We start from the raw sequence: 24014 nt of genomic DNA on the forward strand, positions 1-24014 counted from the left end.
CCGGCCTTCTGCAGGAGAGATTCGCTCTCCCGCATCGTGCGGAACCCCGGTTGACCTGTTGAAGGAGGGTGAGCGGAAGGGCGGGGGAGGGATGCCTCGGGTCAGCGCTCGGCGACGAGCTCGCCGTCGACCACGCGCAGGCGCGCGACGTGGACGGCGCTGCGGCGATGGCTGCGCTCGTCGGTGTCGGCCAGCTCGCTGCCGTCCCACCACGGGTGGGTGAAGAAGTACAGCCGCGCCTCGTCGCCGAGGAGCACCACCGAGCCGTGTCGTCCGATCTGGATGCCGTCCCGCGGAGCGCCGCTCTCGCCCAGGATGACGGCATCCGTCCCGCCCTGTCGCTCCCACGCGACGGCGTCGGCACTTCGGTGCACGGCCATGCCGCGCCACTCGTCGGTGAGGAGGAACCATGTGCCGTCGAGCGCGAAGACGAACGGGCCCTCGTGCGGGCGCCCACCGACGGCGGTGCCGTCGAGCCGCCACGAGTCGAGGTCGTCCGACACCGCGACCGCGGTCGTCGAGTCGGCCGCCTCGTCCTTGTACCAGAGGCGCCACAGGCCGTCGGGGCACCGGGTGACGGCGGCGTCGATCACCCGGTCGCTCGCGAGCGGGACGACGCCCCGACGGCTCCAGGTGCGCAGGTCGTCCGAGAGGTACTCGACGATCCGGCGCGCGTGCCCCTCCCACCGGGTCGGCACGCCGTCGATCTCCGTGAGGTACATGCGCCAGCGCGTGCCGTCGTGGATGATTTCGGGCGCCCAATGCGTCTCGCCGACCGCCGCGGGCGGCGGCCCGTCCGTCAGGCGGAGGCCGGCGGCATCCGGTTCCAGCGTCCCGGCGTAGCTCCAGCGCAGGCCGTCCTCGCTGCGGGCGACGCCGATGCGAGAGCCGTGCACCCACGCGACGCCGTCGCCGGGATGCGGGTGCGTGGCGCGGCGCTGGGTGTAGAACATCCACCAGCCGTCGGCGTCCCGCACCACCGTGGGATCGGTCGCGCCGTCGTAGACGGGATCGCGGTAGATCTCGCGGGGTGCTGCGGCGTCCGGGTCGAGTGAGGCGTCGACCGTCATCGGGCCGGTCGCAGGTCGATGACGGTGCTCGCGAAGCTCTTGCGGTGCGTCGGGTGCGCGGCGAGGTCGGCGGGGGTCACCACGGCGCCGTCGGCGTCGGCCGACGCGTAGATCGCGGCGACGAGCTCGATCGAACGCGCCGGCGCCTCGGCCGTCGGCGGCAGGGGGGCGCCCGAGCGGAGGGCGTCGAACACGTCGCGCAGCAGATACACGTGGTCGCTGCGCTCTTCGGGCCCGCTGATCTCCCAGGTCGCGGCCTCGGCGGCGTCGACGTGGGGAGCCGGCGTGATGCGCCAGTTCTCGTGGCCGTGGCCGTACAGGTGGTCGACGGTGATCGTGGCCTTCTCTGTGTCGATGCGGATCGTGCTCGTCTCGCGGGGCGACAGCGTGCTCGAGACGACCTGTGCGACCACGCCGCCCTCGAAGACCACCGTCGCCGTCGAGACGTCCTCGGTGTTCGTCTCGCGGTCGAGGCGCCAGAGGCGCCCCTCGACCCGCGTCCAGTCGCCGAGCAGGAACGCCAGGAGGTCGAGCTGGTGGATGGCGTGACCGAGGGTCGTGCCGCCACCCTCGGTCTCCCACTTCCCGCGCCACGGCACGGCGAAGTACGCGGCGTCGCGGTACCAGAGCGTCTGGCACTGGGCGACGAGAGGTCGCCCGAGCGCGCCGGAATCGAGCAGGCGCTTCACGTGGGCGGGCGCGGTGCCCGTGCGCTGCTGGAAGACCACCGCGAGCTGCCGGCCGGCCGCGGCCGCGGCATCCGTCATCTGCTCGAGCTCGTCGAGGGACGGTGCCGGGGGCTTCTCGACCACCACGTGCGCGCCGGCCGCGAACGCCGCGAGGGTCTGCGCGGTGTGGGCGCCCGGGGGAGTGCAGATGTGGACGACGTCGGGGTGCTCGGCGGCGAGCAGCGCGTCGAGGTCGTCGTACACGGCGGGCGCGCCGTAGGTCTCGGCGAACGCGTCGGCCGAGGCGCGGCTGAGGTCGGTGACCGCGACCAGCTCGGCGTGCGGGTAGGCGGCGATGGCTCGGACGTGCGAGTGGGCGATCGCACCCGTGCCCACGATGGCGCAGCGGAGGGTCTCGGTCACGGTGGCTCCTTCGGGTGGATCGCGAACGGATGCTGCAGCCCCGCGGCATCCGCTCCTCCAGGGTAGGCGGTGGACGCGGAAAGCGCTATCCCGCGCGGTGATCAGTGCGGAAGGCCGGCCTGTGTCGCGTGCAGGCGGGCGTAGCGGCCCTCGGCGGCGACGAGTGCGTCGTGACCGCCCACCTCGATGACCTCGCCGTGCTCGAGCACGACGATGCGGTCGGCCTGGCGGATCGTCGACAGGCGGTGGGCGACGACGAGCGTGGTCCGGCCCTTCATGAGGCGGTTGAGCGCCTCCTTCACGAGCTCCTCCGACTCGGGGTCCAGCGCCGAGGTCGCCTCGTCGAGCAGCAGGATGCGCGGGTCGCGCACCAGCGCCCGCGCGATCGCGAGCCGCTGGCGCTGCCCGCCCGAGAGCCGTGCGCCGCGCTCGCCGACGACCGTGTCCCAGCCGTCGGGCAGCCGGTCGACGAACTCGGCCGCGTTCGCGTCGCGCAGAGCGGCACGCAGGCGGTCATCCGAGACGTCGTCGAGGCCGTACGCGATGTTCTCGCGGATCGTCCCCTCGAAGAGCACCGACTCCTGCGGCACGACCGAGACGGACTGTCGCACGGTGCGAAGGTCGAGGTCCTGCATGTCGACGCCGTCGAGCAGGATCCGGCCCGCCGTCGGGCGCACGAAGCCCAGCACGAGGTTGAGCATCGTGGACTTGCCCGAGCCGGACGAGCCCACGAAGGCCACGGTCTCGCCGGGCGAGATGTCGAGCGAGATGTCGTGCACGGCATCCCGGTCCGCCTCTTCGTAGCGGTGCGACACGTGCTGCAGCTCGAGGTGGCCGCCGACGTGCACGACGGCGCGCTTGCCCTCGTTCTGCTCGAGGTCGGGCTCCTGCAGCACCTCCGAGATCGATCGCATCGACTCCATGCCGCGCGCCCCGACCGGGATCAGCATGAGCAGCTGCGTCAGGCCACCGGTGAGCAGGGTGAAGTACGTCGACAGCAGCACGACTTCACCGGGGGTGATGGGGAGGAAGCCCGTCAGCGAGAAGATCGCCGCGAGCACGAGGCATCCCACGCCCAAGAGCTGCATCGCGACCCACGAGATCGACGCGACGTGGCCGTTCAGCATGTCGAGGTGAAGGCCGGCACGGCGCACGCCGTCGGCACCCGATGCGACGCGGGTGACGGCGGTCTGCTCGAGGCCGTGTGCGCGGGTGACGGGGATGAGGGAGGCCATCTCGCCGACCCGTGCGGAGAGTGTCTCGACCTCGCGGCGGAACACCTCGTTGCGCTCGCGCGAGCGGTTGCGCAGTCCGTAGCGGATGCCGATGGCGATCGGGATCGCAAGCGCGTAGACCGGAAGGAACTGCGGCACCGCGATCGCGGTCATCGAGATGGCGCCGATCATGACCATGGTCGCCGACAGCAGGGGGTGGGTCACCTGCTGGAGCATGAGCTCGATGTTCTCGACGTCGCGCACGACCTTCGTCTGCACGATCGACGAGCTCACCCGCGTGTGGTAGCCGATCGAGAGGCTCTGCAGCCGCGCCGCGAGCGCGTTGCGCAGATCGGCGCCGGTGTCGCGCACGACGGTCATGAAGTTGCGGGTGTACACGATGTGCATCGGGTAGTTCTGGATGAGCAGCACCGCCGCGACCGAGAACCAGATGAGCACGGTCGAGACCTCGCCGCCGGTCGCGACGATGTCGATGATCTTCGCCGTCACCACCGGGAGGAACCACAGCGGGACCTCTTTGCAGGCGAACGCGAGGATCGCCACGGCCATGCGCCCGGGCCGGCGCGCGAGCAGCTTCAGCACGGAGCGGCCAGGGCGGGGATTCTGGGCGATCGAGATGATGCGGATGGGTCCGGTAAACGCTTTCTGCGTCATGTGGACATCGTACTGGCGCGCACGATCAGTTCGGGCCTGTAGACCACATTCCCGAGGTCGGCCCCCGCGGTGCCGCCGATGCGCGCGAGCAGCAGCTCGGCCGCGGTGCGTCCCATCTCGCGCGCGGGCTGGCGCACGGAGGTGAGGGGAACGCCGGCGATCGCCGCGAACTCGATGTCGTCGTAGCCGACGACCGCGACGTCGTCCGGCACCCGCACGCCGCGGGAGATCAGCCCGTGCACCAGCCCGATCGCCAGGTGGTCGTTCGAGGTCACGATCCCGTCCGGGCGGTCGGCGGGGGAGCGCGCGGCGACCTGCTCGCCGAACGCCACGCCCAGCTCGGACGTCGTGCGCTCGGTCCAGATCGGCTCGAGGGTCGCGCCGGGGTGGGCGGCGACGGCGAGCCGGGCGCCCTGCAGGCGCTCGCGCACCTGTCGCACCTCTTCGCGCGCGCCCACGAAGGCGAGCCGCCGGCGTCCCGTCGAGAGCAGGTGCTCGGCGGCGAGCCGGCCACCGGCGACGTCGTCGAACGACACCGAGGGCAGCTCGCCGGTGTCGTCGATCGCATCGACGAGGACGACCGGGATGCCGCGGCCCCGCAAGCGCTGCAGCCAGGGCTCGAGGGGACCGAAAGGGCTCACAAGCGCCCCCTCCACCTGCACCCGCTCGAACAGCTCGAGGTGGTCGCGCTCCTTGCCGACGTCGTCGCTGGAGTTGCCGACGAGCACGCGCATTCCGGCCGCCGAGGCGGCGTCCTCGGCGCCGGCGACCATGTCGCCGAAGAAGGGGTTCGCGATGTTGATGACCGTCATCCCCAGCAGCCCGGAGCGCCCGGCGCGCAACTGCTGCGCGGCCTGCAGCGGCACGTAGCCGAGCTGGTCGGCGGCCGAGCGCACCCGGTCGACGAGGCGCTCGCTCACCATGTGAGGGCGGTTCAGCGCGTTCGAGACCGTGCTGATCGAGACGCCCGCGCGCTCGGCGACATCGCGGATGCCGACTCGCTTCATGTCGTTCGTCCCGTCATGCTCACCCGGCACGGGTCCGGGCCGGACGCCCCCGCGCGTCCGATGCGACCATGGTAGGCGCTTTCCCGCGCACGGGAGAGCGCTGGCGACACGGTCGATCGTTACCCCCGCGTTACGAGGAGACATTTGACGAATCGGGCAGTGCCGCCTACTCTTCAATCGAAGCGGTTCGAAATCGAAGCGGTTCGATGAACGAACCTCGGATCCCGCCCCTCGACAGAGCGGCAGCCACGTACACGAAGGAGTGACATGGAACGGCATGCTCACCCGGCGGTCCCCTCGGCGGATGCCGCGAACCAGGGCGCCCTCCGATGACCACTCAGGCGCAGTCGCAGGTCGTCTTCCAGGAGGCGGCGGTTCACAACCTCGACCAGAACGCCAAGAAGGGGCGCGGCCGGCGGCTGCGTCCGGCGGGCAGCCGGACGTCGTTCACGCTGTTCCTCTGCATCGTGCCGTTCCTGGTGCTGGCGTTCCTGTTCTCATACCTTCCGCTGTACGGCTGGATCTACTCGCTGTACGACTACAAGCCGGCGCTCGGTCTCGAAGGCAGTGAGTTCGTCGGGCTGCAGTGGTTCCAGATGCTGGTGAGCTCGCCCACGCAGATGGCTCAGATCGGCCAGGTCCTCCTCAACACGCTCGCGATCAGCTTCCTCGGAATCGCGACCTCCGTCCTGCCGCTCTTCTTCGCGATCCTGCTCAACGAGATCAAGGCGCCCTGGTTCCGCAACTCCGTGCAGACGCTCACGGCCCTCCCGAACTTCATCTCGTGGGTCCTCGTCTACATGATCGCGTTCTCGCTCTTCTCGAGCTCGGGCCTCGTCAACGACGTGCTCAACGACGCCGGACTCATCACGGCGCCCATCAAGTTCCTCGACACCGACCAGAACGTGTGGATCACCATGACGCTCTGGAGCATCTGGAAGGGGCTCGGCTGGGGCGCGATCATCTACCTCGCAGCGATCGCGGGAATCGACCAGTCGCTGTACGAGTCGGCCCGCATCGACGGCGCCGGCCGCTTCCAGCTGATGCGGTACATCACGGTGCCGCAGCTGATGCCGACCTATCTCGTGCTGCTGCTGCTGTCGATCGCCAACATCCTCAACAACGGCATGGAGCAGTACTACGTGTTCCAGAACGCCTTCAACAAGCAGTGGATCCAGGTGCTCGACCTGTACGTCTACAACATCGGCATGACGGGCAACAGCCTGTCGATGGCCACCGCGATCGGCATGCTCAAGAGCCTCATCTCGGTCGCCCTGCTGCTCACCGTCAACGCGGTCTCCAAGCGCGTCCGCGGCGAATCGATCGTCTGAGAGGCCAGGACATGACCACGACGATGACGAAGACGCTCACCACGACGAAGAAGGGCGACACCTCGGCCCGCTATCGCGGGACCGTCGGCGATGCGGTGTTCCGCCTCGCGAACTACGCGCTGTTCTTCCTCTTCGCGCTGATCTGCGCGTACCCCTTCTACTACCTGATCATCAACTCCGTCAGCGCCAACGACATCTCGGCGCTCGGCGACGTGCGCCTGTGGCCGGTCGGGTTCCACCTCTCGAACTACGGGCAGGTGTTCCAGCTGCCCGGCCTGCCGATGGCGACGATGGTCAGCATCGGCCGCACCGTGATCGGCACCGCGCTGACGGTGCTCGCGTCCGCGTTCCTCGGGTTCATGTTCACGCAGACCCGCATGTGGGGCCGCAAGTTCTGGTACCGCTTCCTCATCATCACGATGTACTTCAGCGCGGGCCTGATCCCGGTGTTCATCATCATGAAGACGCTGGGTCTCACCAACAACTTCTGGGTCTACGTTCTCCCGTTCGTGGTGCAGCCGTTCAACGTCATCCTCGCGAAGACCTACGTCGAGTCGATGCCGAAGGAGCTGCAGGAAGCCGCGGAGGTCGACGGCGCCAACATCCTGCAGGTCTTCTTCAAGGTGTATCTGCCGAACATGACGCCGATCCTCGCGACGATCGCGATCTTCAGTGCGGTGACGCAGTGGAACAGCTTCCAGGACACCCTGATCTACATCACCGACCAGAGCCTGTACACGCTGCAGTACCTGCTCTACATGTTCATCAACCAGGCATCGAGCCTCGCCCAGGCGGCGCAGAACGCCGGCGGCAACATCGGTCAGATCGCCGGGCTCGCCACCGAGCAGACGCCGACCTCGATACGCATGACGGTCTCGGTGCTCGTCGTGCTGCCCATCATCTTCATCTATCCCCTGTTCCAGCGCTTCTTCGTGAAGGGCATCATGCTGGGCGCCGTCAAGGGTTGACGGCGGCCACGAACCACCACAGAACCACCAAGAAAGGAAAGCAATGACGCTTCGAAAGAAGGTGTCCCTGGCTCTCGTGGCGCTGCTCGCCGCGGGCTCGCTCGCCTCGTGCAGCGCCGGCGGCGGCGACGACCAGGGCGCGATCGACCAGTTCCCCGAGAAGTGGGACCAGGAGATCACGATCGACGTGTTCGACGGTCTCGCCAACTACATGGGCGTCCAGCAGGGCTGGTTCGCCAAGATCGTCAAAGACAAGTTCAACATGAAGCTGAACATCATCGCCCCGAACGTCGCGGGCGGCGGTGACACCCTCTACAACACGCGCGTCGCGGCCGGCGACCTCGGCGACCTGATCATCACCGACAAGGGCCAGAAGCTCGACGAGCTCATCGAGGGTGGTCTGGTCAAGGACTCGGCGAACTACTACGGCGCGATGGACAACCTCGCGAAGTTCGACGCCGCGGTCGAGCACCTCAACGACGGCAAGGACGGCGTCTACGGCTTCCCGTCGGCCGTCTCGTCGCTCAAGCCGACCGAGCCCTCCGAGGGTCTCAACCCCACCTTCGGCCCGTACCTCCGGTGGGACTACTACAAGGAGGCCGGCTACCCCGAGATCGGCACCCTCGAAGACCTCCTCCCGGTGCTCGCCGACATGCAGGCCGCGCACCCCACCGCCGACAACGGCCAGCCCACCTACGCCTTCTCGCTGTTCAAGGACTGGGACGGCAACATGATGGTCACCGCGAAGCAGCCCGCCTGCTTCTACGGCTACGACGAGCTCGGCTTCGTGCTGGCCAAGGCCGACGGTTCGGACTACCAGAGCATCCTCGACCCCGACGGCGAGTACATCCGCAACCTGAAGCTCTACTTCGACGCCAACCAGCTCGGCCTCGTCGACCCCGAGTCGACGACGCAGAACTACGACACGCTGTTCTCGAAGTTCCAGAACGGCCAGGTGCTCTTCTCGTGGTGGCCGTGGCTGGGTCAGTCCGCCTTCAACACCGAAGAGAACATGGCCGCGGGCAAGGGCTTCGAGATGGTGCCCCTGGCGGACCAGAACATCTTCTCGTACGGCGCCGAGGCGTACGGCGGCAAGCAGGTGTTCGCGATCGGCTCCAAGGCCGAGGACCCCGAGCGCATCGCCGCGTTCATCGACTGGCTCTACTCGCCCGAGGGCGCGTACGCCAACAGCAGCCAGACCGGTGCATCGGCGGGACCTAAGGGCCTCACGTGGGACGTGAACGACGCGGGCGAGCCCGAGCTCACCGACTTCGGCAACGAGGTCTTCCTCCAGGGCGGCGCGACCGTTCCCGAGGAGTGGGGCGGCGGCGAGTACGCCGACGGCGTCTCGGCGCTCAACCTGAGCGCGGTGCTTCCGATCGACACCGACCCCGAGACGAGCCTGCCGTACAGTTACACGTTCTGGCCGACCTACCAGGCCTCGATCGCCAACCCCCTGACCGTCGACTGGTCGGCGAACATGGGCGACGCGACCTCGACCATGGAGTACCTGCAGACCAACGACCAGGTGCTCGTCGCCCCGGGCGCGAGCTACGCGGCACCGGCCGACGACTCCGAGATCGAGACCCTGCGCAACCAGGTCAAGGAGATCATCAAGCAGTACTCGTGGCAGATGGTGTTCGCCTCGAACGAGGCGCAGTTCGACTCGCTCCGCGATGAGCTGATCAAGACGGCTGAGGGCCTCGGCTACGACAAGGTGCTCGAGTTCGACATGACCAACGCGAAGTCGCAGAACGACGCGCGCGTGGCCGTGGCGAAGGAGTTCGGCAACTAATCACGCCGCTACGCAACGAAGGGCTCGGGATGCAGCATCCCGAGCCCTTCGTCGTTCCCGTCGGCGGCCACCCTCGAGTCGCCACAACACGCCGGACGTCGCCCACGCTGCTCGGCGTGTTGTGGCGAGTCAGGGAGCTCGGGTCGCCGACCCGGACGCACAGCGGGAGCCCCTCGAGCCGCCACCACACGCCGGACGCAGGGCGGGAGCCCCTCGAGTCGCCACAACACGCCGGATGTCACCCGCGCTGCTCGGCGTGTTGTGGCGAGTCAGGGAACTCGGGTCGCCGACCCGGACGCAGAGAGAGGGGCGCGGATGCTGCGGGGCCGCGGCATCCGTCACCGTCAGCGCCCAAGCGGTCAGGCGTCGTGGCGGGTGAAGACGCTGCGGAAGAGGAAGGCCGTGGCGTAGGCGCCGACGGATAAGCCGATGGTGGCGATCAGGATCGCGACCGGCGGGAACAGGATCGTCAGGGCGACCGCGGTCACCGGGATCACGAGCACGCCGAGGGTGCGCACCGGCTCGGCCGCCGGAAGCAGCAGCGAGTTCTTGAGGGTCTGGCGCACAGGCCCGGTGAGGTACGCCACCTGGGCCATCGCGTACAGGAACGCGGCGAAGAGGTACACCGCTCCGATCACCGCCACGACTCCCGCGACTCCGGCGAAGAGCGCGGGGTACGCGAACCAGAACACGCTCGAGAAGCCGAGCAGCGCGGCGGGCAGGAGCAGGCACAGCATCAACACGGTGGCGCGGCCGAAGTTCGCCCGGAATGCAGGGAAGAAGTCCTTGAGGGGGCGTCCGCTCTCGTCGTCGGAGTAGCGGATGGTGACCTCGTACAGCGCGCTCGTGGCCGCGCCGATCGTGACGATCGGCAGGCACACGAGGATGTAGAGCAGGTTGAGCGCGACGAACGTCAGGAACGTCGAGAAGCCGCCGAGCGTGCGGCTATCGGGATCGATCCTCATGCGTGCGTCACGATCACGGCGTGGGTGCTCCGGTGAGCGCCGGCGGCAGCAGGCGCACCGCGGGCTTCGCACCGCTCGAGAGGATCTCGCAGATCATGTCGGTCGCCGCCGCGCCGATCGCCTCGGCGGGCACCGCGATGCTGTCGGCGAGACCCGGCACCGAACGTGCCACGTCGTCGGGGCACAGGGCGACGATGGCGGGCTCGTCTCCGCGCTGCCGGCCGCGCTGGGCGATCGTCGTCGCGACGTGGGGGAGCGCGCCCTCGTTGTGCACGAAGAAGCCGGTGATGCCCGGGTCCTCCGTCATCACGCCGTCGACGGTGGCGATGGACTCGGACGTGCTCGGGCACGCGTGGATGGTGCCCGTCACGCCGTTCGCCTCGCACGCCGCCAGGAAGCCGCGTGCGAGCCGGTCGGCGTACGACGTGTGGCGCGACATCACCTCGGGCGGGGAGCCGATGAGCGCGATGCGCCGGTGGCCGAGCGCGACGAGCCGGTCGACCGCGAGCCAGCCCGCGGCCTCGAAGTCGAAGTCGACGCACGGCACGGAGCGGCGCCCCGCGGGAAGACCGATGAGGACGCTCGGATGCCCCAGCCCCGACAGCGTGTCGATGCGCGGGTCGTCGGACTCGACGTCCATGACCAGCAATGCGTCGACCATCGAGCCCTTCGCCGCGCGCTGCAGCGCCTTCGAGTCGTCGCTCGCGAGCAGCAGGATGTCGTAGCCGTGCTTGCGCGCCTGGGTGACGACGCCGGTGACGATCTGCATCACGACGTGCACGTCGACCCCGGTGCGCAGCGGCGCCTGCAGGCCGATGACGTTCGTCGAGCGCGACGCGAGCGAGCGGGCGCCCGCGTGCGGGCTGAAGCCGAGGCTGTCGATCGCCTTCTCGACCCGGTCGCGCGTCTCCTGCGAGATGGCCCGCTTGCCGCTCATGACGTACGACACCGTCGAGATCGACACGCCCGCCTTCTGCGCGACGTCCGCGATCGTCACCATGAGATCCCCTGCTCTCCTCGTTCGATCACCCGCGTGGTTCCGGGTGCGAGCTCGTATGTTCCGATCGAACCGTCCGGCCCGTGCACACTCATTGTGACTGCTCGCGCCCGCGCGCGAAGCCGCGCCCGCACGAGCTCTCCGCCCGCCCATTCGACGTCGACCGAGACGTCGCCGCGGGAACGGATGCCGCGCACCCGGCCATCGGGCCACTCCGGCGGCAGCGCGGGCAGCAGTCGCAGCGTGATGTGCGCCGTCTCGGCGCTCGCCGCCGGCTCGTCGAACGACTGGACGAGGGCCTCGGCGATCGCCGCCGTCACGCCCAGGTTGCCGTCGATCTGATACGGCGGATGCGCGCTGAAGAGGTTCGGGTAGAGCCCGCCCCGATGAGCGTCGGTGGTCTCCTCCGCGGGCCGCAGCGCCATCCGCAGCTGCGCGTGCACGGCCGCGCCGTCGCCGAGGCGCGCCTGCATCGCGGCGCGCCAGGCGAGCGCCCAGCCGGTCGACTCCGGACCGCGCAGGCGGATGGACTGGGATGCTGCGCGCGCGAGCCCGGGAGTCGCGTCCGGGGTGATCTGCGCCAGCGGGAACAGACCGATGAGGTGCGAGAGGTGGCGGTGATCAGGTTCGGCCTCGACGCGCTCGCGGTCCCACTCGAGCAGGTCGCCCCGTGCCGACACCTGCGGGTCGGGGAGGGCGTTCGTGAGCGCGGTCAGCTCCGCGATCCACGGTTCGTCGACATCGAGCACTGCCGCGGCGGCGCGGCAGACCGCGGCCAGCTCGCGCAGCAGGGCGACGTCCATCGTGGCCGACACCGCGACGCCGCGCTCGCGCCCCTCGGCGTCGAGGTAGTGGTTCTCGGGCGAGGTCGACGGGCTCGTCCACGCGCGCTCGCCGTCGGTCTGGATCCACGACAGCGCGAAGGCCGCGGCCGACGCGAGCACCGGCCAGGCCTCGCTCCGCAGGTAGGGGCGGTCGCCGCCGAACGAGTAGTGCTCCCACAGGTGCAGTGCGAGCCACACGCCGCCGAGCGACCAGTTCGCCCACGCGGGGTCGCCGTGGCCGGCGCCGACCGGGGCCGCGAAGGCCCAGGCGTCCGAGTTGTGGTGCGCGACCCAGCCGTCCGCGCCGTAGAGCTCGCGGGCGACCGCGGGGCCCGTCGTCTCGGAGAGACGCCGTGTGAACCGCAGCAGGGGCTCATGGCACTCGGCGAGGTCGGTCGTCTCGGCCGGCCAGTACGCCATCTGGGTGTTGATGTTGAGGGTGTACGCGCTCGACCACGGGCCCGGAAGCTCGGCGTTCCACAGCCCCTGCAGGGTGACCGGCAGCCCGCCGGGCTGCGACGACGCGATGAGGAGGTATCGCCCGTAGTGGAACATGAGGGCGGCGAGAGCCGGGTCGTCGACCTCTTGTGCGCGGTCCACGCGGGCCATGGTGTCGAGCCCCTCGACGTCGGCCGGCGTCGGCAGTTCGAGCGCGCACCGCGCGTAGAGCTCGCCGTGCGCGGCTTCGTGGGCGGTGAGCAGGTCGGCTGCGGTCGCGTGGACATCGAAGGAGCCACGGATGCCGCGCAGCAGCGCCGCGGCGTGCCCCTCCGCGTCGCGGGCATCGGCGGGGTCACCGGGCAGCGACGGCGCGGTGGCGGTGGCGATCGCGAAGAGGTGCGTCGTCGCGGGCGCGCCGACGAGGACCCCGTCGACGATGTCGGAGGCGCCGCGGGCCTGGACGACGATCGCGCCGTGCCTGCCGTGGTCCTCGTCGTAGCGGATGGGTTCGGCGGGGTCTTCGTGGCCTGGTGCGACGTCGACCGGGAGCCACCACTCGGTGGCGAGGTCGCCGCCCGCCGAGCGCGGCGCCGAGCGCGGGCGCAGGAGCGACCCGATTTCGAGGCGCACGCGCACCGGCTCGTTCGCGGTGACTTCGTGCATGATCGCGCCGGTCACGAGGTCCGCCCACGTGCGGTGCCGCACATCGACGCCGTCGATCGCGTAGTGGTGGGTCGCGACGCCGGTGGCGAGATCCAGGCGTCGCCCGTAGACCTGCCCCGGACCCGGCTGCGAGCCGGAGTGCGCAGCATCCGTCTCCACCGTCAGCTCTATCCAGCCGAGCGGCAGGTAGGCCTGCACCCAGGGCGCCTGCATGCGCTGCAGGAGGGCCTCGGCGGACTCGAGGTCGTCGGTGTCGATCGCCGCGCGCACGGCCTCGAGTGCCTCGGGGCCGCGATCCGCGACGCCGTCCAGGGGGTCGGCGTCGGCGTGGCCCGACCATGCCGTGATGTCGTTCAGCCACAGACGGTCGCCGCCGGCGAGCCCCGCACACATCGCGCCTCGCACCCCGTTGCCGACGGGGTACGCCTCGAGCCATCGCGACGCGGGCGCCGAGGCGCGCAGGACGTGGAGGCCTTCGGAAAGGACCTGCGAGGCCGCATCATCGCGGCGCGTGGACATCGTCACAGTCGTAGTATACCTTCTCAGTGTTGAAGCGCTTCGAAAGTTCGACGCCCTTCTCGCCGATGATCCCGTGACCGTCCGATCGAAACTCAGCGAAGAGGTTCCCCGCTCCATGGCCACCACGCCCCGCCCGCGCCGCACCGACGCATTCTCCGAGATCACCCGCGACCTCGGAATCTGCTTCGGCGGCGACTACAACCCCGAGCAGTGGCCGCGCGAGGTATGGCAGGAGGATGCCGAGCTCATGGTGAGAGCCGGCGTCAACCTCGTGACGGTCGGCGTCTTCAGCTGGGCGCGCCTCGAGCCGTCGCCGGGCGAGTACGACTTCGCATGGCTCGACGAGGTGCTCGAGCTGCTGCACGCGCACGGCATCGCCGTGGACCTCGCGACGCCGACGGCGTCGCCGCCGCCGTGGCTCGGCATCCTCCACCCCGAGACGCTCCCGGTGAACCCCGACGGCGTGCGTCTCGCGGCCGGGTCACGCAACCAGTTCACGGCGGCCTCGCGCATCTACCGCGAGCACGCCCTGGCGATCGCGACCGCCCTCGCCGAGCGCTACGCCACCCACCCGGCCGTGCGCATGTGGCACGTCGGCAACGAGTTCGGCCAGATCGACTTCGGCGACGAGGCGGCTCGCGAATTCCGGCTGTGGCTGCGTGAGCGCCACGGCTCGATCGACGCGCTCAACGAGGCGTGGGGAACCCTCGTCTGGGCGCAGCGGTACCGCGATTTCGACGAGATCGTGCCGCCGCGACGCATGCCGTATCTCGTGAACCCCGCACATTCGCTCGACTTCCGGCGGTACACGTCGTGGGCGCTGCAGCGCGTGCTCACCGAGCAGCGCGACGCCATCCGCGACGCCGGGGCCACCCAGCCGATCACGACGAACTTCATGGGCTTCGAGCCGCTCACCGACCTGTGGGAGTGGGCGGAGGAGGTCGATGTCGTCGCCGACGACCAGTACCCCGACCACGCGAGCGCCACGTCGTCGTCCGACATCGCGCTCGTGCAGGACCTCATGCGCTCGCTCGGCGACGGGCGCCCCTGGGTGCTCATGGAGCAGGCCGTGAGCGCGACGTCGTGGCGCCCGCACAACCTGCCCAAGAGCCGCGACCGCGCCCGCCTCGACTCGCTGCAGGCCGTCGCCCGGGGGGCCGACGCGATCTGCTTCTTCCAGTGGCGTCAGTCCCGCACCGGCGCGGAGCGCTTCCATTCCGCGCTGCTGCCGCACGCCGGCGCCGACACCGAGGTGTTCGGGACCGCCTGTGCGCTCGGCGCCGACATGCGCCGGCTTCAGCCCCTGGTCGGCGCGCGGGTCGAGGCATCCGTCGCGCTGCTCTTCGACTGGCCGTCGCGATGGGCCGCGGACGAGCCGGGCCGCCCGACCCAGCGGCTCGACACGCTCGAGCAGGTGCAGCGATGGCATCGCGCGCTGTGGCGCCGCGGCATCGCGGTCGACCTGGTGCGTCCAGGCGCCGACCTGTCCGCCTACGCCACGGTGCTCGTGCCGCACACGTACATCGTGGAGACGGATGCCGCCGCCACCCTCCGTGCGGCGGTGGAACGCGGTGCGAGCCTCGTGGTGGGCCCGTTCTCGGGGGTCGCCGACGCCAACGCCGGCATCCTCACCGGGCGCTCGCCGGTGCTGCTGCGCGAACTGCTCGGCGTGAGCGGCGAGGAGTGGGTCGGTCTTCCCGACGCACCCACACCCGTTGTCGTGGAGCAGACCTGGGCGAGCGCGCCCGCGAAGGTCGCGGCATCCGTCCTCGGCGAGCGCCTCCGTGCCGAAGGGGCCGACGTGCTCGCCCGCTTCGGCACCGGGCACCTCGAAGGCGCCCCCGCCATCACCCGGCACCGCGTCGGCGATGGCGTGGCCTGGTACCTCGGCGCCGTCGTCTCGGACGACGCGCTCGCCGCCGTGCTCGACGACGCGCTCGACGCTGCCGGTGTCGCGGGCGTCCTGCCCGACCGCGTGCTGCCCGAGGGCGTCGAGGCGGTCCAGCGCGGCGAGGCCCTCTTCCTCCTCAACCACGGCGATCAGGACCGGCGCGTCACGCTCCCCGGGCCGCGCCGCGATCTCCTGTCGGACGCGGACGTCGAGGGGCAGCTGACGCTCGCCCCCGGCGCCGCCATGGTGCTCATCGAAAGGCACGCAGAGTGAAGTTCACCGATGGCTACTGGCTGACCAGGCCCGGCCTCGCCCCGCTGTACGCGGTCGAGGTCGACGACATCCGCGTCGACGAGGCGGCGGGCACGATGACCGTGTACGCGCCGACCGCCGCGATCCGCGACCGGGGGGACACCCTCAACCGTGCGATGCTCACCGTGACGTTCTCGGCACCCGCGCCGGGTGTCGTCAAGGTGCGCGTCGAGCGTCACGCGGGCGCCGTGCACCGTGGGCCGGACTTCGAGATCTTCGGCGCGGAGGGCTTCCGGCCGACGATCACGGTCGACGAGAACGAAGGCGTCCTCGACGCCGGTCCGCTGAAGGCGCGCGTCACGCGCACGGCGGGGCAGTGGCGCGTCGACTTCCTCGAAGCTGACGGGCGTGTGCTCACGAGCTCGCTGCCGCGGTCCATCGGCCACTACACCGACACGACCGGCAAGAACGGCACCGCGGCCACCGCGGGCACGGCCGGCACCGCCGGCACGGCTGCCGGAGGCACGAAGCCGACGTGGGTGCACCAGCAGCTCAGCATCGAGCCGGGCGAGCGCGTCTACGGGCTCGGCGAGCGGTTCGGCGCGTTCGTCAAGAACGGCCAGGTCGTCGACACGTGGAACGCCGACGGCGGCACCTCCAGCGAGCAGGCGTACAAGAACGTGCCGTTCTACCTCACGTCGCGCGGCTACGGCGTGTTCGTCGACCACCCCGAGAACGTCTCGTTCGAGGTCGGCAGCGAGGTCAACTCGCGCGTGCAGTTCTCGGTGGGCGGCGAGTCCCTCGACTACTACGTCATCGCCGGCCCCGAGCCGAAGGAGGTGCTGCGTCGCTACACCGCGCTCACCGGCCGGCCGGCGCGCGTGCCCGCGTGGTCGTTCGGGCTGTGGCTCACGACGTCGTTCACCGCCAGCTACGACGAAGACACCGTGAGCGCGTTCGTCGACGGCATGGCCGAGCGCGACATCCCGCTGTCGGTCTTCCACTACGACTGCTTCTGGATGCGCGAGTACCAGTGGAGCGACTTCGAGTGGGACTCCCGCGCGTTCCACGACCCGGTCGGGCAGATCGCCCGCATGCACGAGCGCGACGTGCACGTGTCGCTCTGGATCAACCCTTACATCGCACAGCGCTCGGCACTGTTCCGCGAGGCCGCCGACAACGGGTACCTGCTCAAGCGCACCGACGGCAGCGTGTGGCAGTGGGACATGTGGCAGGCGGGCATGGGCCTCGTGGACTTCACGAACCCGGATGCCGCGGACTGGTACGTCGCGAAGCTGCAGGGCCTGCTCGATCAGGGAGTCGATGCGTTCAAGACGGACTTCGGCGAGCGGATCCCGGTCGAGGGTGTCGTGTGGCATGACGGCTCCGACCCGCACCGCATGCACAACTACTACGCGAAGCTCTACAACGAGGTCGTGTTCCGCGCGCTCGAGCGACACCACGGCGTCGGCGACGCTGTCGTGTTCGCCCGTTCCGCGACGGCCGGCTCGCAGCAGTTCCCCGTGCACTGGGGCGGCGACAACGACTCGACGTTCCTGTCGATGGCGGAATCGCTGCGCGGCGGCCTGTCGCTCGCGATGTCGGGCTTCGGCTATTGGAGCCACGACATCGGCGGGTTCGAGGGCACGCCCGACCCGGCTCTGTTCAAGCGCTGGCTCGCCTTCGGCCTGCTGTCGTCGCACTCGCGGCTGCACGGCTCGTCGTCGGTGCGCGTGCCGTGGGCCTTCGACGACGAGGCGGTCGACATCGCCCGCTCGTTCACGAAGCTCAAGATGCGGCTCATGCCGTACCTCGCCGGCGCCGCCGAACAGGCGCATCGCTGCGGGACGCCGATGATGCGCCCGATGGCGCTCGAGTTCCCCGGCGACCGCTCGGGCTTCGACGCCGACACGCAGTACATGCTGGGCGACGCGCTGCTGGTCGCGCCGATCTTCACAGCCGACGGCAGCGTCGAGTACTACGTTCCCGAAGGGGAGTGGACCTCGCTCCTCGACGACTCGGTGGTCGACGGGCGTCGGTGGGTCGCCGAGACCCACGGCTACGACTCGGTGCCGCTGCGGGTGCGCCCGGGAACGGTGCTGCCCTTCGGTGCGGACGACACCCGCCCCGACTACGACTGGTCCGACGGCGTCACGCTCCGGTGCTTCGAACTGCCCGACGGCTACGACCACGAGACGCGGGTGCCGGGCCACGACAGCAAGGGATCCATCGACGGCGTCGGGGCGACGATATTCCGCGTCCGCCGTGAGGGCACGGCGATCATCGCGTCGACGGACGACGCGCACGCCCCGTGGGCGCTGCAGGTGGGTGACCGGATCGTTCGGGCCGAGGCATCCGGAGAGCTCCGTATCGAACTGGAGGAGAGCGCACGATGAGTGACACCATGACGGTCCCCACGCCCCCTCCACACGGCGCCGGCGCGCCGCGCGGAGCCTCGGGGCGCGTGGGCCCAGCTGCCGCCACGGCGATCGCCGAAGACCAGGCGTCCGGCCGGCCGGTGTTCCGGCAGGCCGGCCAGCCCCTCGCGGCGCGTGCCCGCGACCTGCTCGACCGGCTGACGCCCGACGAGCGCGTCGCGATGCTGCACCAGGCCGCGCCCGCGGTCGAGCGGCTCGGGGTGTCGGCGTGGCACACGGGATGCGAGGCGCTGCACGGCGTCGCGTGGCTCGGGCGTGCGACCGTGTTCCCGCAGTCCGTGGGACTCGCCGCGACGTGGGACACCGACCTCGTCGAGAGGGTGGGCGAGGTCGCCGCGGTCGAGGTGCGCGCCAAGCGCGCCGAGAACCCGATGGTCAGCCTCAACGTGTGGGCGCCGGTCGTCAACACGCTGCGCCACCCGGGCTGGGGGCGCAACGAGGAGGGCTACTCCGAAGACCCGCACATCACCGGGGTGTTCGGCACCGCCTACTCACGCGGCCTGCGCGGCGACCACCCGCGCGTGTGGCGCACGGTTCCGGCGCTTAAGCACTTCCTCGCCTACAACAACGAGACCGATCGCTCGGTGACCTCGTCCGAGATGTCGCTGCGCACCCTCCACGAGGAGGAGCTGCCCGCCTTCCGCGGCGCGATCGAGGAGGGTGTCGCGGGCGGCATCATGCTCGCGTACAACCGCGTGAACGGCGTCCCTGCGCACACGCAGCCCGAGCTCGTCGCGGAGGCCCGGTCGTGGTCGGACGAATCGATCGCGGTGGTGTCGGATGCCGGCGCCCCGACCTTCCTCGTCACCACCCAGCGCACCCAGCCCGACCACGTGCACGCCGCCGCTGCCCTCGTGACGTCGGGCCTCGACTCGTTCACCGACAACGACGCGAACGCGGCGCCCACCATCGGCTACGTGACGGAGGCGCTCGCCGCGGGCCTGCTCACCACGGCCGACGTCGACCAGGCCGTGCTGCGGCTGCTCGAGCTGCGCATCCGCACGGGTGAGTTCGACGGCGACGCGGACCCGTACGCAGGGATCGGCGTCGACGACATCGACGCACCCGGGTCCCGTGAACTCGCTCGGGAGGCGGTGGCGCGCTCGGTCGTCGTGCTGCGGAACGACGCCGGCGTGCTGCCGCTCTCCCGGGCGTCACGGGTTGCGGTCGTCGGCCCCCTCGCCGACCTCGTGCTCACCGATTGGTACGCCGGCACTCCGCCCTACGCGGTCGGCATCGGCGCCGCTGCCGCCGAGCGCTTCGGCGAGGCCGAGGTCGTGACCGGCGCCGACACGATCGCGCTCCGTGCCTCGTCAAACGGTCGGTATGTCGTGGCGAACGCCGACGGCTCGGCGGTCGAGGCCGCCGGCGACGCCGCGGCCGACGATGCGCTGTTCGACGTGACGGACTGGGGCGACGGCATCCTCACCCTCCGCTCCCACGCGAGCGGGCGGCTCCTCACCGGCGCGAAGTGGCCGATGCGCGCGGACGCGACGCGCGTGGGCGAGTGGGTCGTGCAGGAGAGCTTCCGCAAGCACATCCACGCCGACGGCACGTGGTCGCTGCTGCACCTCGGCTCGGGCCGGTGGCTGCGGGTGTTCCGCGATTCGGGGCTGCTCGCCGCGGAGGCGGTCACGCTCGAGGCCGCCGAGCGCTTCGGTGTGCGCGTGGTGCGATCGGGCGCGACCGCGGTGGCCGAGGCGGCCGCGCGTGCCGACGCCGTCGTCGTCGCGGTCGGCAACGACCCCCACCTCAACGGCCGCGAGACGGAGGACCGCCCGCACCTGCGGCTGCCCGCCGCCTGGGCAGAGGTGTGGCGCGCCGCGCGCGAGGCGAACCCCCGGGCGGTGCTCACGATCGTGTCGAGCTACCCCTATGTGCTCGACGGCGTCGAGGCCGAGACCGTTGTGTGGTCGAGCCACGGCGGCCAGGAGCTCGGGCACGGCGTCATCGATGTGATCTCGGGCGACGTCGAGCCGTCTGGCCGCCTCTCGCAGAGCTGGCCCGCGACCGAGGCGCAGGCGGGCGACCTGTTCGACTACGACACGCTCCGCCAGGGTGCGACCTACCGCCATCAGCCCGACGAGCCGACGTTCGCGTTCGGACACGGACTCACGTACACAACGGTCGCGTACGAGTCGGTGGAGATCCCGGATGCTGCGGTCCCCGCGCCCGCGCCGACCCATCGGCACGCCGGCTTCGCGCCGCGATCGGATGAGTCCGTCGTGCACGCGGTGGTGCAGGTGCGCAACACCGGGAACCGCGATGCCGAGGAGCTCGTACAGCTCTACGCCGTGCCCCCGGCGGGGCTTCCGCTGCCGGCGCCGCGCCGCGTGCTCGTGGCCTACCGCCGTGTGCGGCTCGCGCCCGGCGAGTCCCGCGACGTCGAACTGTCGTTCTCGCCCGCGCGCCTCGCCGTGTGGGATGATGCCGTGCGCCTTCCCCGGGCGGTCGACGATTGGCTGCACGAGGGCGCGCTGCGCGTGCAGCCGGGGACCTACACGGTGGCCGCGGGCCCTTCGGCCTGGGACCTGCCCGTGCGGACTGAGCTGGAGGTCACCGCAGGCTGAGGTTGCGGCATCCCACCGCGCGGGCTTGGCAGCCGACGCCGCCCGTTCTCAACAGGTCAACCGGGCTTCTGCAGGGACGTTTCGGCGCACATGCTCCTGTAGAAGCCCGGTTGACCTGTCGGAGGGATGACACGCGAGGAGCCGGGAACGCAGTCCCGCTCGACTACGGCGCGAGTTCCTCCGCCAGGGCCCGCGTCTCGTCCGGGGTCCACACGCGGTCGCCGAAGACGTGGCGATGCGCGAGCGACAGTTCGGCGCCCGGGGCCAGCACGACGTACTCGTCGAACGAAGGGGACGGGGCGAGCACCGGGATCGGCTCGCTGCGCACGAACCAGCGGATCGGGGGCGCTCCGGTCGAGGTGCCCGCGAACGCGAGGACAGTGGCGCCGCCGTCCACGTCGTCGTGCTCGCCCGAGAAGGCCACCCACGGCGCGACCTGGCCCATCACGCCGTCGTCGCCGGCGTCATCGGGGAAGCCGCCGGCCAGCACACGGCCGCCGGTCCAGGCACGAGGCATCCGGATCATGAAGCCGGTGTAGCCGGCGCCGGGGCGCCCCTCGGTCGTCGGGCTCCCGAGTTCGAGCTCGCGTCCGGATACGTTGCGCAGCGTCGTCGAGAAGTCGAGCACCCACAGGCCGCGGTCGGTGTCGACGCCGTGGAAGCGGTGCGTGCGGGTCTCGGCGAGCCACTCGTCACCGCCCTGCGTGATCCACGTGAGCTCCTCGGTGAAGGAGACCTCGCGCCCGGCGTCGGCCACCGTCGTGAACCCGTCGTGGCGGATGGTGCCGACGTTGTCGAGGAGCGCGTAGTCGCCGTGCTCAGGGCGGAACGTGTTCCCGCCCCAGAAGTTCTGGCCCGACACGTGCGTCCAGGTCATCTGGAGGCCCTTGTGCCACCGGTGGTCCCACGGGCGGAAGCCGGTGAGCAGGGCACCGTCGAGCGCCCGGAGCGGGTGGAGGAAGGGCTTGGGGCCTTCCGAGATGTCGCCTCCCGGGGTGAACGCATAACGCGCGATGTCGACGCCGGCGGCAATGACGGTCACCTCGGTCTGGTCGAGGCGGAGGGTGAGGTCGGTCACGGTCCCATTGTGGCCCAGATCCACGGAAAACGCTTCCCCTCCGCGCGGGCGCGTAATGTACCGCTCCCGAGGCCCGAGCGGTAGAGGCATCCCCGCGCGCATCGGCGGCGATAGCGTCTTCGTCATCTCATACGAGGCCCCGCACCCCCCGCGGAGCCCACGGGACAGAAGGAGAGAAACATGCTCTGGACCATCCTCGGCCTGATCCTCATCGGCCTGATCGCCGGCCTCATCGCTCGCGCCGTCATCCCCGGCAAGCAGAGCATGGGCATCCTGCTGACGATCGTCCTCGGAATCGTGGGCTCGTTCGTCGGCGGGTTCCTCGGCTTCCTGCTTTTCGGAAGCGACCCCAACGGCGGCTTCCTGCAGCCGTCGGGCATCATCGGCTCGATCCTCGGCTCGATCGTCGTGCTCGGCCTCTACGTGCTGTTCACGCGTCGCCGCGGCGTCAACCGCGCCTGACCGGCGATTCCCGGCGCGAACGCACAGTACTTCGCCCGGACCCGTGCGCTCCCTCGCTCGGGTCCGGGCGTCGCTGTGTGCGGCGGCGGTCAGGCGCCGGCGAGCGCCTGCGACACGACGTCGCGGGCCTCGGCCTGCACCTGCGCGAGGTGCTCGGGTCCGCGGAGCGACTCGGCATAGAGCTTGTAGACGTCCTCGGTGCCCGACGGACGCGCGGCGAACCAGGCGTGCTCGGTCTGCACCTTGAGGCCGCCGATCGCGGCACCGTTGCCCGGCGCGTGCGAGAGCTTCGCGGTGATGGGCTCGCCGGCGAGCTCGGTCGCGGTGACCGCTTCGGGCGCCAGCTTGCCGAGCGCCGCCTTCTGCGCGGGGGAGGCCGGGGCGTCCACGCGCTGGTACGCCGAAGCGCCGAACTCGGCCTCGAGCTCGGCGTAGCGCTGCGAGGGCGTCTTGCCGGTGACCGCCAGAATCTCGGATGCCAGGAGGCACAGCAGGATGCCATCCTTGTCGGTGGTCCACACCGAGCCGTCCTTGCGGAGGAACGACGCCCCCGCCGACTCCTCGCCGCCGAAGGCCACGGATCCGTCCAGCAACCCGGGCACGAACCACTTGAACCCGACCGGAACCTCGAGCAGCTCGCGCCCGAGCGATTCGGCCACGCGGTCGATGATCATCGAGCTCACGAGGGTCTTGCCGACCGCAGCATCCGTCGGCCAATCCGGCCGGTGCGAGTACAGGTAGTCGATCGCGACGGCGAGGTAGTGGTTGGGGTTCATGAGGCCGGCGTCGGGCGTCACGATGCCGTGGCGGTCGGCGTCGGCGTCGTTGCCGGTCAGGATGTCGTACTCGTCGCGGCGCGCGACGAGAGCAGCCATCGCCGACGGCGACGACGGATCCATGCGGATCTTCTCGTCCCAGTCGAGCGTCATGAACTTCCACGTCGGGTCGACGTCGGGGTTCACGACGGTCAGGTCGAGGCCGTGCACCTCGGCGATGAGCGCCCAGTACTCGACCGAGGCGCCGCCCAGCGGGTCGGCGCCGATGCGCACGCCGGCCGAGCGGATGGCCTCCACGTCGATGATGTTCGCGAGGTCGCGCACATAGGCGTCACGGAAGTCGTACTCGCCCAGCTTGTCGCCGTCGAGATCCTTGAACGGCGTACGGGCGACGCCCTCGAGGTCCGCCGCGATGAGCTCGTTCGCGCGGTTCGCGATCCAGCCTGTGGCGTCGGTGTCGGCGGGCCCGCCGTTCGGCGGGTTGTACTTGAACCCGCCGTCGCGCGGCGGGTTGTGGCTCGGCGTGACGACGATGCCGTCGGCGCGGCCCGGGTCCGCGGCATCCTTCCCGCGGTTGTAGGCGAGGATCGCGTGGCTGAGCGCCGGGGTCGGCACCCACGAGTCGCGGGCGTCCACGCGCACATCGACGCCGTTCGCGACGAGCACCTCGATCGCGCTGCGCTCGGCCGGCAGCGACAGGCCGTGCGTGTCGCGCCCGAGGAACAGCGGGCCCTCGATGCCCTGGGCCGTGCGGTAGTCGACGATCGCCTGCGTCGTGGCGAGGATGTGCGTCTCGTTGAAGCTCGCCGACAGCGAGGAGCCACGGTGCCCGCTCGTCCCGAACGCGACGCGCTGCTCGGGGACGGCGGGGTCTGGCTTGACGTCGTAATACGCGGCGATCAGCTCATCGATGTCGATGAGGTCGGATGCTTCGGCCGGCTGTCCTGCGCGAGTCATGCGTCCCAGTCTGCCCGTCCTCGGCCTGCG

Annotated in this window: 16 protein-coding genes; 7 read left to right on the forward strand and 9 right to left on the reverse strand. The window is 70.5% G+C overall.

The features are described 5' to 3' along the window. Nucleotides 1-101: 101 nt before the first annotated feature. The 4 genes from ACFC1K_RS05235 to ACFC1K_RS05250 form a co-directional block, all read right to left on the reverse strand. Nucleotides 102-1070 (reverse strand): hypothetical protein, encoded by a 969-nt coding sequence (locus ACFC1K_RS05235; protein ID WP_375870742.1) that lies wholly within the window; start codon nucleotides 1068-1070, stop codon nucleotides 102-104. Next, nucleotides 1067-2161, reverse strand: a complete 1095-nt coding sequence (locus tag ACFC1K_RS05240) for a Gfo/Idh/MocA family protein (protein ID WP_375870743.1) — start codon at nucleotides 2159-2161, stop codon at nucleotides 1067-1069. Before ACFC1K_RS05240 ends, ACFC1K_RS05235 begins: the two co-directional genes overlap by 4 nt. 101 nt (nucleotides 2162-2262) lie before the next feature. Continuing rightward, nucleotides 2263-4050, reverse strand: a complete 1788-nt coding sequence (locus ACFC1K_RS05245; RefSeq protein WP_375870744.1) for an ABC transporter ATP-binding protein — start codon at nucleotides 4048-4050, stop codon at nucleotides 2263-2265. Beyond that, complete coding sequence (locus ACFC1K_RS05250; RefSeq protein ID WP_375870745.1) at nucleotides 4047-5057, reverse strand: LacI family DNA-binding transcriptional regulator; 1011 nt, start codon at nucleotides 5055-5057, stop codon at nucleotides 4047-4049. Before ACFC1K_RS05250 ends, ACFC1K_RS05245 begins: the two co-directional genes overlap by 4 nt. Nucleotides 5058-5386: 329 nt before the next feature. On the opposite strand from ACFC1K_RS05250, the gene ACFC1K_RS05255 reads away from it, so the two are divergent. Genes ACFC1K_RS05255 through ACFC1K_RS05265 form a run of 3 tightly spaced genes read left to right on the forward strand, consistent with a single transcriptional unit; the run spans nucleotide 5387 to nucleotide 9151 of the window. Next, on the forward strand, nucleotides 5387-6388 hold the full coding sequence (locus tag ACFC1K_RS05255; protein ID WP_310285828.1) for an ABC transporter permease subunit: 1002 nt from the start codon (nucleotides 5387-5389) through the stop codon (nucleotides 6386-6388). Nucleotides 6389-6399: 11 nt separating this feature from the next. Continuing rightward, nucleotides 6400-7356, forward strand: a complete 957-nt coding sequence (locus tag ACFC1K_RS05260; protein ID WP_375870746.1) for a carbohydrate ABC transporter permease — start codon at nucleotides 6400-6402, stop codon at nucleotides 7354-7356. 43 nt (nucleotides 7357-7399) lie between these two features. After that, nucleotides 7400-9151, forward strand: coding sequence for an ABC transporter substrate-binding protein (locus ACFC1K_RS05265; RefSeq protein ID WP_310285823.1), 1752 nt, complete (start codon nucleotides 7400-7402; stop codon nucleotides 9149-9151). A gap of 359 nt (nucleotides 9152-9510) precedes the next feature. On the opposite strand, the gene ACFC1K_RS05270 is transcribed toward ACFC1K_RS05265, so the two are convergent. From ACFC1K_RS05270 to ACFC1K_RS05280, 3 genes are read right to left on the reverse strand one after another with little or no spacing between them, the layout of a single operon-like run. After that, nucleotides 9511-10116, reverse strand: a complete 606-nt coding sequence (locus ACFC1K_RS05270; protein ID WP_375870747.1) for a YesL family protein — start codon at nucleotides 10114-10116, stop codon at nucleotides 9511-9513. Nucleotides 10117-10129: 13 nt separating this feature from the next. Then, entirely contained in the window at nucleotides 10130-11116 is a 987-nt protein-coding gene (locus tag ACFC1K_RS05275; RefSeq protein WP_375870748.1) for a LacI family DNA-binding transcriptional regulator, read from the reverse strand. After that, entirely contained in the window at nucleotides 11110-13560 is a 2451-nt protein-coding gene (locus ACFC1K_RS05280) for a glycoside hydrolase N-terminal domain-containing protein (protein ID WP_375871153.1), read from the reverse strand. Before ACFC1K_RS05280 ends, ACFC1K_RS05275 begins: the two co-directional genes overlap by 7 nt. A 115-nt stretch (nucleotides 13561-13675) precedes the next feature. Here ACFC1K_RS05280 and ACFC1K_RS05285 point away from each other — a divergent pair, with 115 nt between their 5' ends. Genes ACFC1K_RS05285 through ACFC1K_RS05295 form a run of 3 tightly spaced genes read left to right on the forward strand, consistent with a single transcriptional unit; the run spans nucleotide 13676 to nucleotide 20711 of the window. Continuing rightward, complete coding sequence (locus tag ACFC1K_RS05285) at nucleotides 13676-15724, forward strand: beta-galactosidase (protein WP_375870749.1); 2049 nt, start codon at nucleotides 13676-13678, stop codon at nucleotides 15722-15724. Next, nucleotides 15721-18099, forward strand: a complete 2379-nt coding sequence (gene yicI / locus ACFC1K_RS05290; RefSeq protein WP_375870750.1) for an alpha-xylosidase — start codon at nucleotides 15721-15723, stop codon at nucleotides 18097-18099. The genes ACFC1K_RS05285 and yicI overlap by 4 nt, the downstream gene beginning before the upstream one ends. Next, on the forward strand, nucleotides 18096-20711 hold the full coding sequence (locus ACFC1K_RS05295) for a glycoside hydrolase family 3 C-terminal domain-containing protein (protein ID WP_375870751.1): 2616 nt from the start codon (nucleotides 18096-18098) through the stop codon (nucleotides 20709-20711). Before yicI ends, ACFC1K_RS05295 begins: the two co-directional genes overlap by 4 nt. A 163-nt stretch (nucleotides 20712-20874) precedes the next feature. On the opposite strand, the gene ACFC1K_RS05300 is transcribed toward ACFC1K_RS05295, so the two are convergent. Continuing rightward, complete coding sequence (locus ACFC1K_RS05300; protein WP_375870752.1) at nucleotides 20875-21789, reverse strand: PmoA family protein; 915 nt, start codon at nucleotides 21787-21789, stop codon at nucleotides 20875-20877. 180 nt (nucleotides 21790-21969) lie between these two features. Here ACFC1K_RS05300 and ACFC1K_RS05305 point away from each other — a divergent pair, with 180 nt between their 5' ends. After that, nucleotides 21970-22251 (forward strand): GlsB/YeaQ/YmgE family stress response membrane protein, encoded by a 282-nt coding sequence (locus ACFC1K_RS05305; RefSeq protein ID WP_310285804.1) that lies wholly within the window; start codon nucleotides 21970-21972, stop codon nucleotides 22249-22251. A gap of 89 nt (nucleotides 22252-22340) precedes the next feature. On the opposite strand, the gene pgm is transcribed toward ACFC1K_RS05305, so the two are convergent. Beyond that, on the reverse strand, nucleotides 22341-23984 hold the full coding sequence (gene pgm / locus ACFC1K_RS05310; RefSeq protein WP_375870753.1) for a phosphoglucomutase (alpha-D-glucose-1,6-bisphosphate-dependent): 1644 nt from the start codon (nucleotides 23982-23984) through the stop codon (nucleotides 22341-22343). Between the last annotated feature and the right edge of the window lie 30 nt (nucleotides 23985-24014).

This window comes from Microbacterium sp. NPDC056057, assembly GCF_042266945.1.
Classification (GTDB): Bacteria; Actinomycetota; Actinomycetes; order Actinomycetales; family Microbacteriaceae; genus Microbacterium; species Microbacterium trichothecenolyticum_C.